Below are 15,821 nucleotides of genomic sequence, written 5' to 3'. Positions count from 1 at the left end.
CGTCCGGCGTACGACGAATGGCGGGACGAACGCACACAATGAACGACGAACGGTCAGGCGGTGAACCCGTAGACTCGGCAGTCATGCTGCGCGTGCTTGCCGTCGAAGACGAGGCGCCCCTGCTCGAAGAGCTCCTCTACCTCCTGCGAGCCGATCCCCGCGTGACGCACGCGGAGGGTGCCTCGGACTCCACCGAGGCGCTCCGCCGGATCGGACGAGCGGTCGACGGCGGGCCGGACGGCGAGGCGGCACTCGACGTCATCTTCCTCGACATCAACATGCCGGGACTGACCGGGCTGGACGTCGCCCGGCTGCTCGCCGGGTTCGCCGATCCCCCGCTGGTCGTCTTCGTGACCGCGCACGACGGCTTCGCCGTGCAGGCGTTCGACCTCAAGGCCGTCGACTACGTGCTCAAGCCGGTGCACCGGGAGCGGCTCGCCGAGGCGGTACGCCGGGCCGCGGAGCAGGTCGCGATCGCCAGGGCCGCCCGCGACAGGGGCACCGACCCCGCCGGCCCGCCGCCACGCGCGACGGTGGCCGGGACCGACGACCTGGACCACATCGCGGTCGAGCTCGGGGGCGTGACCCGGTTCGTCTCCATCGAGGACGTCCTCTACGCCGAGGCCCACGGCGACTACGCCCGGCTCTACACGGCGGACGAAGCCCATCTCGTGCGTATTCCGCTCTCCGCGCTGGAGGAGCAGTGGCGGTCGCGCGGGTTCGTCCGGGTCCACCGCAGCCACCTGGTCGCCCTCCGGCGCATCGACGAGCTCCGTCTCGACCGCGGGAGCATGAGCATCCGCGTCGGCACGGCCGTCCTGTCGGTGAGCCGGCGGCACGCCAGCGAGCTGCGCGAGCTGCTGATGCGACAGGCCAAGGGCGGCTGAGCGCCCGTCCGCCGTGCCCGCCCGCCGTTCGGCGCGCGAGACGCACCGCTCGGCGCTGGAAACCGCCCGCCCGCCGATTGCGCGGCGCGGACCTCGCGGCCGGGCGGCGTGGCGCCCTTACGGTGGCGGGCACGACGTGGAAATCGGAGGCTCGATGACCCTTCTTCCGGGGGCGTAAGCCCACCGGAGACCGCCGGCACGACGCGACGGTCCCATAACGGCACGGCGGCCGGTCTAGCCGTCGGGCTCGCCGCTGCATACACTCCTGGCGCTGGCATATGTGCGCCAGGAGGGAGTTGCCGTGAGCGTCGAGCCGGTTCCGCGGCGAGAAGTGGTCACCCGCTCCCCCCGGCGGTCACGCAGAACGGTGGCCGGTGTACCCCTGGCCGCCGACGACGGGGCCGCTCCCGGCGCCGTCCAGCTCCGCTCCCTGATGCGCAGCCAGTTACGTTCGTCGCTCGTCTCGTTCGCGGTCCTCGCCGTGCCCACCGGGGTGCTGCCCCTGGTCCTCGCGCTGGCGACGCCGTCCACCGGCTGGCTGTCCGGGCCGTCGCTGGCCTGGATCATCCTGGGGTTCGCGGGCTATCCGCCCCTCGTGCTGCTGGCCTGGTGGTACGTCCGGCGCGCGGAACGACACGAAAAAGACTTCGCGCGCCTGGTCAAGGGCGGCTGAGCGGTGACCGCGTGAGCGACGCGATGAATCCCGCGTACACGATCCCCGCGATCACAGCGATCATCCTGGCGACGGTGCTGATCGGCGCGCTCGGCCTGCGCATCTCCCGTACGACCTCGGACTTCTACGTCGCCTCCCGCTCGGTCGGGCCGGGACTGAACGCCGCGGCCATCAGCGGTGAGTACCTCTCCGCCGCGTCCTTCCTGGGCATCGCCGGGCTGCTGCTGGTGTACGGACCGAACATGCTCTGGTATCCGTTCGGGTTCACCGCGGGCTACCTGGTGCTCCTGCTGCTGGTCGCGGCGCCGCTGCGCCGCTCGGGCGCGTACACCCTGCCCGACTTCGCCGAGGCACGCCTGGAGTCGCGGTACGTCCACCGGATCGCCAGCGTGTTCGTCGTCGGCGTCGGCTGGCTCTACCTGGTGCCTCAGCTGCAGGGCGCCGGCCTCACGATGACCGTCATCACCGGGGCGCCCCGGTGGGCCGGCGGCCTGCTCGTCGCGACGGTCGTGACGATCATCGTGGCGGCCGGCGGCATGCGCAGCATCACGTTCGTCCAGGCGTTCCAGTACTGGCTCAAGCTCACCGCTCTGCTCGTGCCCGCGGTCTTCCTGTTGTTCGCCTGGCAGTCCCACCAGGGGCACCACGCGGACCTCGGCCGGCAGCTCCGGTTCACCGAGCGGACCCAGGTGACGCTCTCCTCCCCCATCAGCGTCTCCCCGGCCTCCCCGCTGCACGTCACCGTGACCGGGACGGTCGACGGCCGGCGCTACGACGCGGCCCCGGTGGACCTGACACCGGGCCGGCACCGCATCGAGCGGGGTGCACGGCTGGACTTCGCCGCCGGCACCCCGGTGCCCGACACCGACGTCCTCTCCGGCGGCGACACCTCCGGAGCGAGCCAGACCGGCCCGCAGCCGCACACCCTCTACACGACGTACAGCCTGATCGTCGCGACGCTGCTCGGCACGATGGGCCTGCCGCACGTGGTGGTGCGCTTCTACACCAGCCCCAACGGCTCCGCGGCCCGCCGTACGACCGTGGTCGTCCTGGCCCTCATCGGCGTCTTCTACCTGCTGCCGCCGGTCTACGGGCTCCTCGCCCGCCTCTACGCTCCCGACCTCGTGCTCAGCGGCGACGCCGACGCCGCGGTGCTCATGCTGCCCTCGCGGATCATCGGCGGCGTCACCGGCGAGCTCCTGGGCGCGCTGCTGTCCGCCGGGGCCTTCGCCGCCTTCCTGGCCACCGCCTCCGGCCTGACGATCGCGGTGACCGGAGTGCTCACCCAGCATGTGCTCCCCTCCCGCAACCGGCCGGCATGGGGGGTGCGGCGGTTCCGGTGGGTGACCCTTCTGGCGACCGGCGTGCCGACGGCGGCCCAAACGGTGCTGGGCGACCTGCCCGTGGCGGACTCGGTGGGCATGGCGTTCGCGCTGTCGGCCTCGGCGTTCTGCCCGCTGCTCCTGCTCGGCATCTGGTGGCGGCGGCTCACACCCCAGGGCGCGACCGCCGGCCTGCTCATCGGCGGCGGGGCGGCGTTCGCCGCGGTCCTGGCCACCATCGCGGGCGGAGCGGGAAGCGGCTGGTGGTACTCCCTGCTCGCCTCGCCTGCCCTGTGGTCCGTTCCGCTGGCGTTCCTCGCGATGGTGCTGGTCTCGCTCGCGACGCAGCGCAGCGTCCCCCCGAGCACGGCCGCAATGATGAGACGGCTGCACCTGCCGGAGGACCTGACGAGTCTCCCCACGCCGCTCGCGGCACGAGAGGCGGACGCGTGATCGTGCTCACCGCCGTGGGCGGTGTCCTGCTGCTGGTCGCAGGAATGCTGACCGGCCGGTGGACCACGCGGCCCCGCCTGGCCCAGGGTGCCGACGCCGGCGCCGGCACGCCCACCGAGGCCGCCACCTTCTCCACCCTGCACACCGCCTCGCTCGCCGCGCCTCCGCTGCGTGCCGGGCTGACCGAGAGCACGGCGCGAAAGTCCGCCCGGCGGCTCCGCGACCTGCTCGGGACACAGGCGGTGTGCCTGACCGACCACAAGGCCGTGCTCGCCTGGGACGGCGTCGGCGAGGACCACCATCGCGCGAACGCCATGGACCACGCACGCCCCGTACTCCAGGGAGGCCGGGGAAAGGTGTTCCCCACCGGCTGCGACCAGCACGACTGCTCGCTGCGCTGGGCCTTCGTCGCGCCCCTGACCGTGGACGACGCCGTGCTCGGTGTACTCGTCGCCTACGGCGCCAACGAATCGGCGGTGCTGGTACGCGCCGCCGACGAGGTGGCCCGGTGGATCTCGGTCCAGCTCGAACTGGCCGAGCTGGACCACTCACGTACCCGCCTGATCGAGGCCGAGATCCGGGCGCTGCGCGCGCAGATCTCCCCGCACTTCATCTACAACTCCCTCGCCGCGATCGCCTCCTTCGTGCGCACCGACCCGGACCGGGCGCGCGAGCTGCTCCTGGAGTTCGCCGACTTCACCCGCTACTCGTTCCGCCGCCACGGCGACTTCACGACGCTCGCCGAAGAACTGCACTCCATCGAGCAGTACCTCGCCCTGGCGGGCGCGCGCTTCGGCGACCGGCTGGCCGTCACCCTGCAGATCGCGCCCGAGGTGCTCCCGGTCACGCTGCCGTTCCTGTGCCTGCAACCGCTGGTGGAGAACGCCATCAAGCACGGCCTGGAAGACTCCAAGGGCGCCAGCCACATCACCATCACGGCGCAGGACGCGGGCGCCGACGCGATCGTCGCGATCGAGGACGACGGCATCGGGATGGACCCGCAGCGGCTCGGCCGGATCCTCGACGGCGAGGCCGGTCCCACCACCGGGATCGGCCTGCGCAACGTCGACGAACGGCTGCGCCAGGTCTACGGAGACGGTTACGGACTGGTCGCGGAAACGGCCGTGGAGGCGGGCATGAAGATAACCATCCGGCTGCCGAAGTACCGCAAGGGCGTGCTGCCCTCGTCCGAAGCGGCTCCGGCACGCGACCGCTGACCGCCTTTGGGCCGATCTCATCCCTTACGGCGTGATGTGAGCGTCGATACACTCAATGTGCGGCTTCGCGGGCGAAGTCGGAGATGGGACTACATGCGAATACGGCTGCTCGGTCCGGTGGAACTCCGGCGTGAAGACGGTGCTCGTGTCGAGGTCTCCGGGCCGAAACGACGCGCGGTTCTCGCCCTGCTCTCCCTCGAACTCGGCCGGTGCGTGCCACTCGAACGCCTCTTCGAGCTGCTCTGGGGTGACGACCCGCCCGCCCAGGCCAGAGCCGCGCTGCAGGGACACGTGGCGGCGCTGCGCAAGGCCCTCGACGGATCCTCGTTCGTCCTGCTCACGCGTACGCCCGGATACGAGCTGACCGGTACGCCGGCCGACGTCGACGCCCTGCGCTTCGACGCGCTCGCCGCCGAGGCCGCCACGCTGGACGACGACGCCGCCGCCTCGGTCCTGCTCGAACGCGCCCTCGGGCTGTGGAGCGGCGCCGCCCTCGCGGACCTGCCGGACACCGAACTCCGCGGTGTGCTCACCGACCGGCTCGACGACGCCAGGAGCGCCGTCATGCGCGGCTGGGCGGAACGCCAGCTGCGGCTGGGCAACGGGACGGTGGCCATACCGGCGCTGGAGCAGTGCGTACGTGCCGACGGTCTCCAGGAGCCGATGATCGCACTGCTGGTCCGCTGCCTGCACCAGGCCGGGCGGGTCGCCGACGCGCTGGCCGTCTTCCACCACGCGCGGGCGAGGCTGGACGAGGATCTCGGCGTCACGCCCGGCCCGTTACTCCAGGACGCGCTCGCGTCGGTGCTCGCCGATGACCGTACGCCCGCCGCGCCGCCACCTCCCCGGCCGGCGCCGTCACGGGCGCCCGCCGCCACGGTCAACGCCTGCGCGCTGCCCCGGTCGCCGGCCGGCTTCGTCGGGCGGAACGAGGAGTCACGCTGGCTGGACCGCGAGTGCGGCCCCGACCGGGCCGGGAGCGGTCTGGCCGTGGTCGTCGGGCCGGCCGGTGCCGGCAAGTCCGCCACGGTGATCCGCTGGGCGCACGGCGCGGCATCCGGCTTTCGTGACGGGCATCTCTTCGCTGACCTGCGCGGCTTCGACCCGGCGGGGCCGGCCGACCCGGCCGAGACGCTGGCCGCGTTCCTGAGGGCGCTGGGTGTGACGGAGTACGCGATCCCCGAGGACCCGGCCGCGCGTGCCGTGCTGTTCCGTGAGCGGACGCTCGACCGCCGGCTGCTCCTGGTCCTGGACAACGTACGCTCCGCCGGCGACGTCACCACGCTGCTGCCGGACGGTCCCGGATGCGCCACGGTCATCACCAGCCGCAACCGCCTGGAGGACCTGCTCGTCACCGACGCCGCGGCCTCGCTCCACCTCGACGCCCTGCCCTCCGCCGACGCGCACGGCCTGCTGGAACGCCTGCTGACGCCGGAGCGCGTGGGCGCCGAACCGGATGCGGCCACCCAGCTGATCCGGCTGTGCGACCGGCTTCCCCTGGCGCTGCGGATCGCCGCCGCGCGGCTGGTGGCACGCCCCACCTGGACCCTGTCCGACCTGGTCGAGGAACTGACCGACGAACGCACCCGGCTGCTCAGCCTCGACACCCAGGGTGCGATGAGCGTCCGCGGCGCCCTCGCCATGACGTACCGGCACCTCTCCCAGCCGGCCGCACGGCTGCTGGCATTGCTGACCGTGCATCCGGGAGCCGAGGTCGACCTGTCCTCGGCCGCGGCGCTACTGGAGACGGACCTGCCCCGCGCCCGGCACGCACTGGGCTCACTGGCCGCCTACCATCTGCTCGCCGAGAGCACTCCGGGGCGGTACGCGCGGCACGACCTCGTCCGGTTGTACGGGGAGGAGCTCCTGTCCGAGCAGGGTCACGACGCGTACCGGCATGCCCTGGCCCGGCTGCTCGACCATCACCTGGCGTCGACGCGCGAGGCGGCACGCCGGGTGCAGCCGCTCTCGGCGCCGTTCGACCCGCTGGAGTTCGAGCCGCGGTCGGTGGTGCGGATGCCCGACGTACGCTCGGCTCTCACGTGGTTCCGCACCGAGGAACCGGTGATCCGCGGCCTGGTGGGCCTGGCCGCCGAACGGGGTGAACACGAGCGCGCCTGGCGGCTCGCCCAGTCGGCCAACTCGCTGTACTACGGCGCGGGCCGGCTGACCGACCGGCTGACCTGCCTGCGTTCGGGGCTCAGGGCGGCCCGGCTCAGCGGAACCAAGGAAGCGCTCGCGACGATGGAGGCGTCCACCGCGAGCGCGCTCTGCGGCAGCGGGCGGGCCGAGGAGGCACTGGACCTGGCCGCCGAGGCCGTGGCGCGTACCGGACCGGGCGACGGTGACCTGCACGTCTACGCGCTGGCCGTACAGGCGCTCGCGACCGGTCTCGCCGGGGACCTCGCCTCGGCGGACCTGCTGTCGTCCAGGGCCCTCGACCTGATCAGGACGGGCGGGTACCGGCAGTATGCCGACTCCACGTTGAGCAACGCCGCCGCCCTCAAGGGCATGGCCGGCGACGCCGGTGCCGCACTGCTCCACGCGCGCGAGGCGCGGAGCCTGCTGAGCGAGCACCCGGCGGCCACGTTCCAGCTCTCGGCCATGGTCAACGAGGCACAGGCACTCCAGGTCCTGGGCCGGACGGAGGAGGCCGGACGCGTCTGGCAGGAGGCGCTCGAACTCTGCCGTACGGCGGGTTCGCTGCAGATGCACGCGCTCACGGAGCACCAGTACGCGGAGTTCAACCTCGAGGCCGGCCGGACCGACGACGCCATCCAGCACCTGCGGGCCGCGGTCGAGCTGTACTCCCTGCGCGGCGAGTCCGAACTGGCCGATGAGCTCGGCAGACAGGCCTCCACGCTCGAGGCCCATCCCAGCGGGTGAGGCCGCGATGCCGCCCGCCGACCGGCCGTCGCGCCCGGTGGCGCTCACGCGGCGACGCGCAGTCCCGCCGCCTCCAGCATCGGGCGGAGGGCCCGGACCGCATAGTAATTGCGCGACTTGACCGTACCGACCGGAATGCCGAGCACACGGGCCGCGTCGACGACCGACCGGCCGTTCAGGTGGAGCTCGACCACCACCGCACGGTGGTGCGCCGGAAGCTTGGCGAGCACGACCTCGAGGTCACACGCCGCCAGTACGTCGTCGTACGGGTCGTAGGCGGGGGTCCGGTCCTCCGGTGACTCGTCGGAGATCTCCGCGGGCCGGGCGGCCACCATGCGGAAGTGATCGATGGCGATCCGCCGCGCCACCGTGAACAGCCACGGCCGGCACGAGGCGGGGCCCCGCGCGATCGCCCCCGGGTTGCGCCAGGCGCGCACCAGCGTCTCCTGCAGGATGTCCTCGGCCCGCCCGCGGTCACCGTTGGTGATCCGCATGAGGGCCCGCAGGAGATAGCCGCCGTGCAGGCGGTACAGCTCGGCCAGCGTGGCCTCGTCGAGGGTGGCCTTGTCGGGGGTGGCCATCGCGTGGGCCGCCCTCTCGCGAGTCGCCGTCTCGGGGGTGGACACGGCCGCGTCGGGGTCCGCGTCGCCGTGGGCGGTGCCGTTTCCCTGCGCGTTGCTCGTCATCGTGGCAACCCCTCTCCCCTTTGTAGCCGGGTTTTCTTTAGCCATGAAAGAAGGGTGCGACGCGCCGCCAACGATGCCCCAACGAAAGCCCAACGCGCGGGACCGGGCCAGAGCGTGGCGCCGTCAGTGTGCTGGTTCCGTGCCGTCCGGCGGGTCCCTGTCAGCGTGCGGGTGTTGTCAGCGGTGCTCGTTCAGCTCGGTGACCAACCGCTGTACTCCGTCCTCACCGAAGCGGGCGATGATGAGCGCGATCCAGTCCAGCGCGTCTCTTCGCTCGGCGAGCGTCCACTCGGGAGCGGACGGGTGTTCGTCCAGCACCATGGCCTCGGCCACCGAACGGAGGCCGGGCGCCGGATCCGGACGGGGGCCGACGAGCCGTCCACTCGTCGCGACACGGCGAGCGGTCGCGATGACGACCTCCGCCGGTGCGGGGGGTACGTCCAGGCCGGTGCCACGGTCCGGCCCGGGATCATCGCTTGGAGCCACGCCCGGCACCGACCACGGGTCACCGTTCAGGACGTAACCCGGATCAAGGCCAGGACGGCCGTCCGAGACGGCACCCGGCCCGGGCTCGGCGGCCTCGTCCAAGGCGGCATCGGGCCCGGAGCCGCCGTCCTCGGCGGAGGCCGGCCCCGGCTCATCGTCCGGACCGTTGCCGCGCCGCGGCGCTGGACCCTCGTCCCGGCCCGTGGCCCACCTCGGCTCGGGGTCGTCCGAGCTGGACGGCAGGCCCGCGACGGACCTGCTCAGCCAGGAGTCGACGAGACGGCGCACCGCCATGTCGCTGTTGATACGCCGCTCTATGTCCACTCTGTCCTCATCCACAGGCTCGTTACGTGCCCGTTCACGACGTTCTCAACCACGCGCCCTGACCATGGAACGTGGCTGCCCAGGCCCGAGGTTCACCGTTCGCCCGCTCATCCGTTCATCGCAGCGGCCGTCGCCGGCTCGCCGCGCCGCCGAACCGCCGGTCGGCCCGGCCGCGCGGGCGGCGGGGTCAACGGCGGGTGCTGTCCATTGTCCAGTTGGTCAGCCAGGTCCTGTCTCCGTCCAGGGAGAACGCCTGCTCCCAGCGGGCCGACGTGGCGGTGATGTCCGTCCACAGGAAACGCACTCGGATCCGCTTGCCCTGGTACTCATCGTCGCCGAAGAACTCACCCCTGCCGCCGGTGAAGCGGCCGACGACCGGAGGGGTCAACCTGCCGTCGCGCTTGCTGGCCCAATAGAGTGACCACTCCTCCCGCTCCGGGTCGTACAGGCGCAGGGTCAGTCCCGCGTACCCCTTGGTCGGGAACTCGATCTCGTCGAAGTTCGCCGCCCCGCCGAAATGCCGGCCGGCCCGGCTGACGGCGGGGAACTCCTCCCACGCGCTCGCCTCGTCGAGGAAGTCGGTCCGCCGCCGGTTGGTGACGTCCCACGTGCCGGTGAGGAAGTCGAAGTCGTTCATGAAGGGTCTCCCGGTCCGATCTGCCCGAAGCCCCCGCGGGGCTCCGCGAAGGCCACCTGCCGGACGGTAGGGCCACTCCACTGCCACCCTGTGTCAGTGGAAGCCGAACTTCCCCAGGCGATCGCCGTCTCATGATCAATCGTCCCGATCAGGGGTACGACCGTCTAACCTGTGAGCATTCGACGGGAGACGATGTGGAACATCCCAAGACCGCGTTCGTGCTGGGTGGCGGTGGTCTGCTGGGCGCCCATGAGGTGGGTATGCTGCGCGCGCTCGCCGAGGCGGGCATCCGTCCCGACCTTGTCGTCGGCACGTCGGTGGGCGCCTTCAACGGCGTGTTCGTCGCCGCCGACCCCGCCAACGCCGCCGATCTGCTGACCAAGGCGTGGCAGGGTGACGGCGCCGGCTCGGTGTTCGCCGGCTCGTTCTTCAACCGCGTGTCGACGCTGATCCGCTCGGGCACCCACCTGCATTCGACGGGCCTGCTGTCCACGGCGCTGGACACCTTCGTGCCGGTCGACCTGATCGAGGACCTGGCGGTGCCGTTCCACTGCGTGGCGGCCAACATCGAACGCGCGGAGCCCCGGTGGTTCACCCGTGGTCCGATCGTGCCGGCGGTTCTGGCCTCCTGCGCCGTGCCGGGGGTCCTTCCGCCGGTCCGCATCGGCGACGAGCACTTCTACGACGGCGGGCTCGTGCACAGCATCCCGATCGGCCGTGCGGTACGCGAGGGTGCCCGGACGATCTACGTGCTGCAGGTCGGCCGGATCGAGACTCCGCTCACCGCGCCGCGCCGCCCCTGGCAGGTCGGGCTGGTCGCCTTTGAGATCGCACGACGGCACCGGTTCGCCGAGGAGATGGCGGAGCTACCGGAGGACGTGAGCGTCCACGTGCTGCCCACGGGGGCGACCGGGCAGGGGTCCGGCCTCTCCCAGCTGCGTTACCGCGACGCGTCGCGCGTCGAGACCAACATCGACCGGGCCTACGCCGCAAGCAGTGCCTACCTCGCGGGTGATTGAGCTGAGAACGGTCCGATGGTCCCGCCGCGACTCGTAAGACGACTGGTCCTGGTCCCACTGATGTTCGCGCTGACGATCGTCGTGGGCGTGGCCACGCCGTTGCTCCTTCTCATCGGCCTGGTCGCCTCCCACGGCCGGCACCGGTTCCTGCGGGTCGCGGTGATCGGCGTGACCTGGACGGTGATGGAGTGCGCCGCGCTGCTCGCCTCGTTCGCCCTGTGGATCCGCGGCCGGACGTCCGACTACGACGAACGGCACTACGCGCTGTGCGGGTGGTTCCTCCGCCATGTGTACGCCGTGTCGGCGCGCGTCCTCGGTCTCACCGTGGAGATCCAGGAGCCGTTGAACGCCTCGGCGGACCGCCCGGTGATCGTGCTGAGCCGGCATGCCGGTCCGGGCGACTCCTTCTTGATCGTCCACTACCTCATCAACGTCTACGGCCGGCGGCCGCGCATCGTCATGAAGACGACCCTGCAGCTCGATCCGACGCTCGACGTGATGTTCAACCGGCTGCCCAACGCGTTCATCACCGGCAGCGCGGCCCCGCGCGGCGAGGCGGCCGGAGAGATCGGGCGGCTGGCCGCCGGACTCGACTCGCGCGGAGCCATGCTGATCTTCCCGGAGGGCGGGAACTTCACCCCCCACCGCCGCGTACGTGCGATCCGGAGGTTGCGCCGGCAGGGCGACCACGCCGAGGCACGGCGTGCCGGGCGGATGAAGAACGTCCTGCCGCCGCACGTGGCCGGGACGCTCGCGGCGATCGAGGCCGCCCCCATGGCCGACGTCATCTTCGTTGCCCACACCGGCGCCGACGACCTGCTGTCGGCGGGCGACGTGTGGCGCGAGATCCCGATGACGCAGCCCCTGCGCGCACGCTGGTGGCGGGTCCCGTACGAGGAGATCCCGGAGACCGACCGGGAACGCTGGCTCTACGACTGGTGGGCGACGATCGACGCGTGGATCGCGGAGAACCGCCCCGAGTCCGAGGCAGCTCCGCAGCCGCGCGAGTCGTGACTCCTGGCAGAACGCCATCGATTGCGCATAAGGCCTGAGGCCGGGCCCTCCTGCCCGGATAATGCCGCCATGGCAATGAGCCCTCCCGACCGCCGACCCTGGTGGCCCTCCATCTCCCTGGCGCTGAAGGCGGCGCTGGCAGGACTGCTGATCTTCGCGCTCCTTCATCCGGAGTGGGAGCGTTTCGCCGCCAAGGCGATGGGCATCCGCGCCATGACCTACCCCGTCGCGGCGATACTCGTCCCGCTGATCTGGCTGATCTGGAACCGCCTCCGCGGGCCGGTCCGGTACCCCTGGGACGTCGACGCGCTGATCGTCGCGCCGTTCGTCATCGACGTCGCGGGCAACGCCGCGAACCTGTACGACACGCTCGGCTGGTTCGACGACTTCTGCCACTTCACCAACTGGGCGCTGCTGAGCGCCGCCGTCGGCGTGGCCCTGCGGCGCGGGCCGGTGATCCCGGCATGGATGCTGGCGTTCACCTGTGCCGGAGTCGGCGCGATCGCGGCGATCCTCTGGGAGATCGCCGAGTACGCCACGTTCATCATGAACACGACCGAGGTGGTCAGCATCTACCGCGACACCATCGGGGACGAGGCGCTGGGACTGTCCGGGGCGACGCTCGCCGGCGTGCTCACCGCGCTGGGCTCCCGCCGCCGGTCCGCGGCGCCGCCGGTCGGTGACCCGCCGGTCGGTGACCCGCCGGTCGAGGCCGCCCCGCCCGCGCTGGAGCCCTGAGCGCGGGCCTCAGGTGAACGCGGGCCGCCGCAGCGGCTTTCGGCGCGCGAGCTCGGACTGGTATTCACGGCCGATCTCGGCGGCGTGCTCGCGCAGGTAGCCGGTCAGCGAGGTGGGGCACGTCGCCTCGCCCTCGACCATGACGAGCTCGGCCATGAGGCCGTCGATCTCGTCGCGGGTGAGCACGACGTCCCTGGTCAGCAGCGACATCCCCCGCAACACGAGCGAGACGACGGCCGGTGAGAGATGGACGGGGCGGAACGCCGTCCCGATGGCTCCGGCGATGGTCGCGACCAGGTCCTCGAACGCGAACGACTCGGGCCCGATCGCGTCGACGACCACGTCGTCCCGCTCCGCTCCGAGCCGTACGCACAGGTCGGCGAGGTCCTCCACGTACACCGGACGCAGGCGGTAGCGCCCGTCCCCGGGGATCGCGAACACGTGGAACTGCCGGAGCAGCCACGCGATGTTGTTGATCAGGATGTCCTGCCCGCCGAAGATCACGCTGGGCCGGACGATGGCGTAGGACGTGCCGCCGGCCCTGATGAGGTCCTCCACCTCGGCCTTGCCGCGGTAATAGGCGTAGAACGAGGTGGGGTCCGGGTTGGTGATGCTGAGGTGCACCACGCGTTCGACGCCCGCACGTGCGGCGGCCGCCATCAGCGCCGCGGTGTTGGTGACGGCCTGCGGGTGAGTCGTCCCGCCCGGCTCGTACCGGGTCCAGTACGTGTTGTAGAAGGTCGTGACCCCCTCGAAGGCCGCGTCGAGCGCGCCGGGGTCGTCGAACCCGAGGGGGAACACCGCGATGTCCGCGTCCCGCGACGGATGGTTGGTCAGCGTGCGTACCGTGTGGCCCGCCGCCTCGAGCCGGCGCCTGAGATAGGTTCCGGAGTATCCGAACGCTCCGGTCACAAGGTCTGTCTGGCTCATGACGCTTCCTTCCCTTGCCGCGGCCGGTACCGGGCCGTCCTCCCGAATCATACATACGTATGAGTGAACGCCAAGAGGCCACTCGCGAACGCCTCCTCGCCGCCACGCTGGAGGTGCTCGGCAGCCGCGGTGTGGCGCAGACGACGTCACGGGAGATCGCGACCGCGGCGGGCGCGAACCTGCAGGCCATCACCTACCACTTCGGCTCAAAGGACGAGCTGGTCGGGCAGGCGCTGGTCCACGCCGTGCGCACGTGGATCGAGCCGGCGCGTACGGCGCTGACCGGGATCGCCGGTGACCCGCTGAGCGGCCTGCTGGGTACGGTGTCGGCGCTTCAGCAGGCCCTCGAACAGGCCCACGAACACTTCCCGACCTACATCGAGGCGCTGGCGACGGCCTCGCGCAACGAGACGGTCCGCGCCCCGATCGTCGCGCTGCTGGCCGAGCTGCGCGGCGCGCTCGCGGCGAGCATCCGCGAGCTCCGCGATGCCGGGCTCATCGCCGCTTGGGTGGAGCCGGAGCCGATGGCGTCGCTCATCGTCGCGGCCGGCGACGGGTTCGTGCTCCACTCGACGCTGGATCCGGACGGCTACGCCGCCGCGCCCACGCTCGGCCAGGTGGTCCAGTTGCTGCTCGCCGCCGCCGTGCCACCCGGAGACGCCTGAGGCGCGATAATCGTTCGCCGTCGCCGGAGTGCCTGTCTAGGGTCGACCAGGTGTTGAGCGATGCGCGGATCAACGAGTTCGCCGAGCGCGGCTACATCGTGGTCCCCCAGGTGGTGCCGGGCGACATTCTGGACGAGGCAACCGAGCGGATCGACAAGGTCACCGCGGCCGACCCGCCCGCCGGGGACAAGCGCGGGGCCCACTTCCACTTCCTCGAGACCAAGGACGAGCCGGCTCTGATCGCGCCCTTGACCGGCAGCCCGGCGTTCGGTCTCGCCGAAGACCTGGCCGGCCGCGGCACGCTGAAGGTCCCCTGGCAGGTCCAGATCGCGCTGAACATCCCGCCGTACTCACACCGCCCCGGCGGACCCCACATCGACACCGCGAACGCCGAGCCGACCGGCGGACCGATCCGCGGCACGTTCACCCTGCTGGCCGGGATCCTGATGACGGATCAGCTCACCGAGAACTCCGGCAACCTGTGGGTCTGGCCGGGCACCCATCGGACCCACGCCGAATACTTCCGCGAGCACGGCACGCAGATGTTCTGCGCCTATCCCCCGATCGACCTGCCGGTGCCCGAACAGATCACCGGACACGCCGGTGACCTGCTGCTGGCCCACTACCTCCTCGGCCACAACATCGGCGGCAACTACGGATCCGAACAGACACGGCGGGCGCTGTACTTCCGGATCAGCAACCTCGACCATGAGTCCCACCGCGACGAGTTCCTCCAGGACACCTGGCTGGACTACGAGCCGATCAGGTCCCGGCCGGCGACATCTCGGTGACCGTGGCGCAAGGACCCTTCACCTCAGAGCCCGCCCGCACAGGACCGCGCTACTACGCGGCGCCCTGCCCGCGCGGGCTCGTGGTGTGACGAAGATGTTCAGTCGCCAAGGTCGCCGATGAAGTCCGTCAGCAGCGCGGCGAACTGTTGCGGTGTCTCCTGGTGCGGTGCGTGGCCGGCGTGGGGGATCAACTGCACCTCTCCGCGCCACAGCGCGGGGATGGTGAGCTTGCGCAGGTAGTCAAGGTTGACCAGTTGCTCGCCGGCGCCGTGCAAGATGGCCAGCGGCCGGCGGAGCTCTGCGACGATCGCGACCTCGTCCGCGAACCGGCCCTCGCCGACGCTGGAGCCCAGCCCCACGCGCGCGGCGCCGTCGGTGGCCAGGATGTCGGATACGAACTCGCTGGTCACCAGCGCCGAGCCGGGCGCGGTGAAGCTGTCGGCGAACGACCGCGCCTCGGACTCGCTGAGGATCGCGCTGCCGGTGGCGCTCATCGCGGGATTCGGCAGGAACGCCTCCGGAAACTGCGCGGCCGACGCGACCGGCGGTGCGCCGAAGATGACAAAACCGGCCGCGTCCCGCAACGTCGGCGCGGCCTCCAGAGTGATCTGACCGCCCATGCTCCATCCGACGACGACCGCGTCGGCCGCATCGAGCGTCCGGGCGAAGTCGGCGAGCACGGCCGCGTATCCCGGCAGCGAGTAGTCGGACTGGTCCCTGGCCGGCTCGGACCGCCCGTGGCCGGGCAGGTCCAGCGCAAGGCAGCGGTACTGCCGGCCGAAACCACCCGTGAGTACGGGGAGCCAGGTTCTGGCCGAAGACGAGTTGCCGTGGACGAAGATGACCGCGCGGTCGTCTTGGCCGCCGGTGCTCTCCAGGTAAGCGATCCGCTGCCCGGCGATGTTGACGCTCAGTTCATCCACTTGCTGCCTCTTGGCTCCACTGGCCCGTCTTCGGGTGCCGTTGCTCAGATGATTCCTTCCGAAAATTGTGGCACGAAGGGAGGGTGTCCATGATCGCTTTTGACGTTGAACCGCAACGCGTGCGGCGGAGCCGCTCCCCGCGGTATCTCGATCCGATCGTCAGTGGCTTT

15 protein-coding genes are annotated in these 15,821 nt (G+C 71.4%); 10 read left to right on the top strand and 5 right to left on the bottom strand.

Annotation, left to right across the window (positions count from 1 at the left end; translation table 11 throughout):
* The first annotated feature begins 83 nt into the window (after positions 1–83).
* The 5 genes from FB559_RS30185 (at position 84) to FB559_RS30165 (ending at position 7,438) form a co-directional block, all read left to right on the top strand.
* Positions 84–887 carry a LytR/AlgR family response regulator transcription factor gene (locus tag FB559_RS30185; protein ID WP_141959943.1) on the top strand — a complete coding sequence of 268 codons (804 nt, stop codon included), beginning with the start codon at positions 84–86 and terminating at the stop codon, positions 885–887.
* A 301-nt stretch (positions 888–1,188) separates the two neighbouring features.
* Complete coding sequence (locus FB559_RS30180) at positions 1,189–1,560, top strand: hypothetical protein (RefSeq protein WP_141959941.1); 372 nt, start codon at positions 1,189–1,191, stop codon at positions 1,558–1,560.
* A gap of 11 nt (positions 1,561–1,571) precedes the next feature.
* On the top strand, positions 1,572–3,335 hold the full coding sequence (locus FB559_RS30175; RefSeq protein WP_246122196.1) for a sodium/solute symporter: 1,764 nt from the start codon (positions 1,572–1,574) through the stop codon (positions 3,333–3,335).
* Complete coding sequence (locus FB559_RS30170; protein ID WP_246122194.1) at positions 3,332–4,552, top strand: sensor histidine kinase; 1,221 nt, start codon at positions 3,332–3,334, stop codon at positions 4,550–4,552. The genes FB559_RS30175 and FB559_RS30170 overlap by 4 nt, the downstream gene beginning before the upstream one ends.
* Before the next feature lie 93 nt (positions 4,553–4,645).
* The gene (locus FB559_RS30165; RefSeq protein ID WP_141959939.1) at positions 4,646–7,438 is read left to right on the top strand and encodes an AfsR/SARP family transcriptional regulator; all 2,793 of its coding nucleotides are present in this window, start codon (positions 4,646–4,648) and stop codon (positions 7,436–7,438) included.
* 44 nt (positions 7,439–7,482) lie between these two features.
* Here the strand turns inward: FB559_RS30165 and FB559_RS30160 are convergent, their stop codons facing one another.
* The 3 genes from FB559_RS30160 to FB559_RS30150 all read right to left on the bottom strand — a co-directional run bounded on the left by FB559_RS30160 (position 7,483) and on the right by FB559_RS30150 (position 9,571).
* Positions 7,483–8,124 (bottom strand): sigma-70 family RNA polymerase sigma factor, encoded by a 642-nt coding sequence (locus FB559_RS30160; RefSeq protein WP_246122192.1) that lies wholly within the window; start codon positions 8,122–8,124, stop codon positions 7,483–7,485.
* A 177-nt stretch (positions 8,125–8,301) separates the two neighbouring features.
* The gene (locus FB559_RS30155) at positions 8,302–8,934 is read right to left on the bottom strand and encodes a hypothetical protein (protein ID WP_141959937.1); all 633 of its coding nucleotides are present in this window, start codon (positions 8,932–8,934) and stop codon (positions 8,302–8,304) included.
* A gap of 187 nt (positions 8,935–9,121) precedes the next feature.
* Positions 9,122–9,571 (bottom strand): hypothetical protein, encoded by a 450-nt coding sequence (locus FB559_RS30150; protein WP_141959933.1) that lies wholly within the window; start codon positions 9,569–9,571, stop codon positions 9,122–9,124.
* 194 nt (positions 9,572–9,765) lie between these two features.
* Here FB559_RS30150 and FB559_RS30145 point away from each other — a divergent pair, with 194 nt between their 5' ends.
* The 3 genes from FB559_RS30145 to FB559_RS30135 all read left to right on the top strand — a co-directional run bounded on the left by FB559_RS30145 (position 9,766) and on the right by FB559_RS30135 (position 12,342).
* On the top strand, positions 9,766–10,590 hold the full coding sequence (locus tag FB559_RS30145; protein WP_246122190.1) for a patatin-like phospholipase family protein: 825 nt from the start codon (positions 9,766–9,768) through the stop codon (positions 10,588–10,590).
* Between the two features lie 60 nt (positions 10,591–10,650).
* A complete protein-coding gene (locus FB559_RS30140) occupies positions 10,651–11,604 on the top strand; it encodes a 1-acyl-sn-glycerol-3-phosphate acyltransferase (RefSeq protein ID WP_246122188.1) in 954 nt (317 codons plus the stop codon).
* A gap of 69 nt (positions 11,605–11,673) precedes the next feature.
* The gene (locus FB559_RS30135) at positions 11,674–12,342 is read left to right on the top strand and encodes a DUF2238 domain-containing protein (RefSeq protein ID WP_141959926.1); all 669 of its coding nucleotides are present in this window, start codon (positions 11,674–11,676) and stop codon (positions 12,340–12,342) included.
* Positions 12,343–12,351: 9 nt separating this feature from the next.
* Here FB559_RS30135 and FB559_RS30130 read toward each other — a convergent pair whose 3' ends face one another.
* Positions 12,352–13,272: an SDR family oxidoreductase gene (locus tag FB559_RS30130; RefSeq protein WP_141959924.1), complete on the bottom strand. Its 921-nt coding sequence runs from the start codon at positions 13,270–13,272 to the stop codon at positions 12,352–12,354.
* A gap of 59 nt (positions 13,273–13,331) precedes the next feature.
* Between FB559_RS30130 and FB559_RS30125 the strand changes: the two genes are divergently transcribed.
* Together FB559_RS30125 and FB559_RS30120 are read left to right on the top strand one after the other, a co-directional pair.
* Positions 13,332–13,937 (top strand): TetR/AcrR family transcriptional regulator, encoded by a 606-nt coding sequence (locus tag FB559_RS30125; protein ID WP_141959921.1) that lies wholly within the window; start codon positions 13,332–13,334, stop codon positions 13,935–13,937.
* 50 nt (positions 13,938–13,987) lie between these two features.
* Positions 13,988–14,728, top strand: coding sequence for a phytanoyl-CoA dioxygenase family protein (locus FB559_RS30120; RefSeq protein ID WP_141959919.1), 741 nt, complete (start codon positions 13,988–13,990; stop codon positions 14,726–14,728).
* A 98-nt stretch (positions 14,729–14,826) separates the two neighbouring features.
* Here the strand turns inward: FB559_RS30120 and FB559_RS30115 are convergent, their stop codons facing one another.
* Complete coding sequence (locus FB559_RS30115; protein WP_185792459.1) at positions 14,827–15,651, bottom strand: alpha/beta fold hydrolase; 825 nt, start codon at positions 15,649–15,651, stop codon at positions 14,827–14,829.
* Positions 15,652–15,821: the final 170 nt, after the last annotated feature.

This window comes from Actinoallomurus bryophytorum, assembly GCF_006716425.1.
Classification (GTDB): Bacteria; Actinomycetota; Actinomycetes; order Streptosporangiales; family Streptosporangiaceae; genus Actinoallomurus; species Actinoallomurus bryophytorum.
The sequence above is the reverse complement of the archived record's forward strand: the minus strand, read 5'-3'. Positions and strand labels throughout refer to the sequence as shown.

Bases quoted from the DNA above. Each gene is read 5' to 3' on its own strand.
- FB559_RS30160 (WP_246122192.1), bottom strand. From the start codon at position 8,124: ATGACGAGCAACGCGCAGGGAAACGGCACCGCCCACGGCGACGCGGAC.
- FB559_RS30130 (WP_141959924.1), bottom strand. From the start codon at position 13,272: ATGAGCCAGACAGACCTTGTGACCGGAGCGTTCGGATACTCCGGAACC.
- FB559_RS30150 (WP_141959933.1), bottom strand. From the start codon at position 9,571: ATGAACGACTTCGACTTCCTCACCGGCACGTGGGACGTCACCAACCGG.
- FB559_RS30135 (WP_141959926.1), top strand. From the start codon at position 11,674: ATGGCAATGAGCCCTCCCGACCGCCGACCCTGGTGGCCCTCCATCTCC.
- FB559_RS30165 (WP_141959939.1), top strand. From the start codon at position 4,646: ATGCGAATACGGCTGCTCGGTCCGGTGGAACTCCGGCGTGAAGACGGT.
- FB559_RS30125 (WP_141959921.1), top strand. From the start codon at position 13,332: ATGAGTGAACGCCAAGAGGCCACTCGCGAACGCCTCCTCGCCGCCACG.
- FB559_RS30185 (WP_141959943.1), top strand. From the start codon at position 84: ATGCTGCGCGTGCTTGCCGTCGAAGACGAGGCGCCCCTGCTCGAAGAG.
- FB559_RS30140 (WP_246122188.1), top strand. From the start codon at position 10,651: ATGTTCGCGCTGACGATCGTCGTGGGCGTGGCCACGCCGTTGCTCCTT.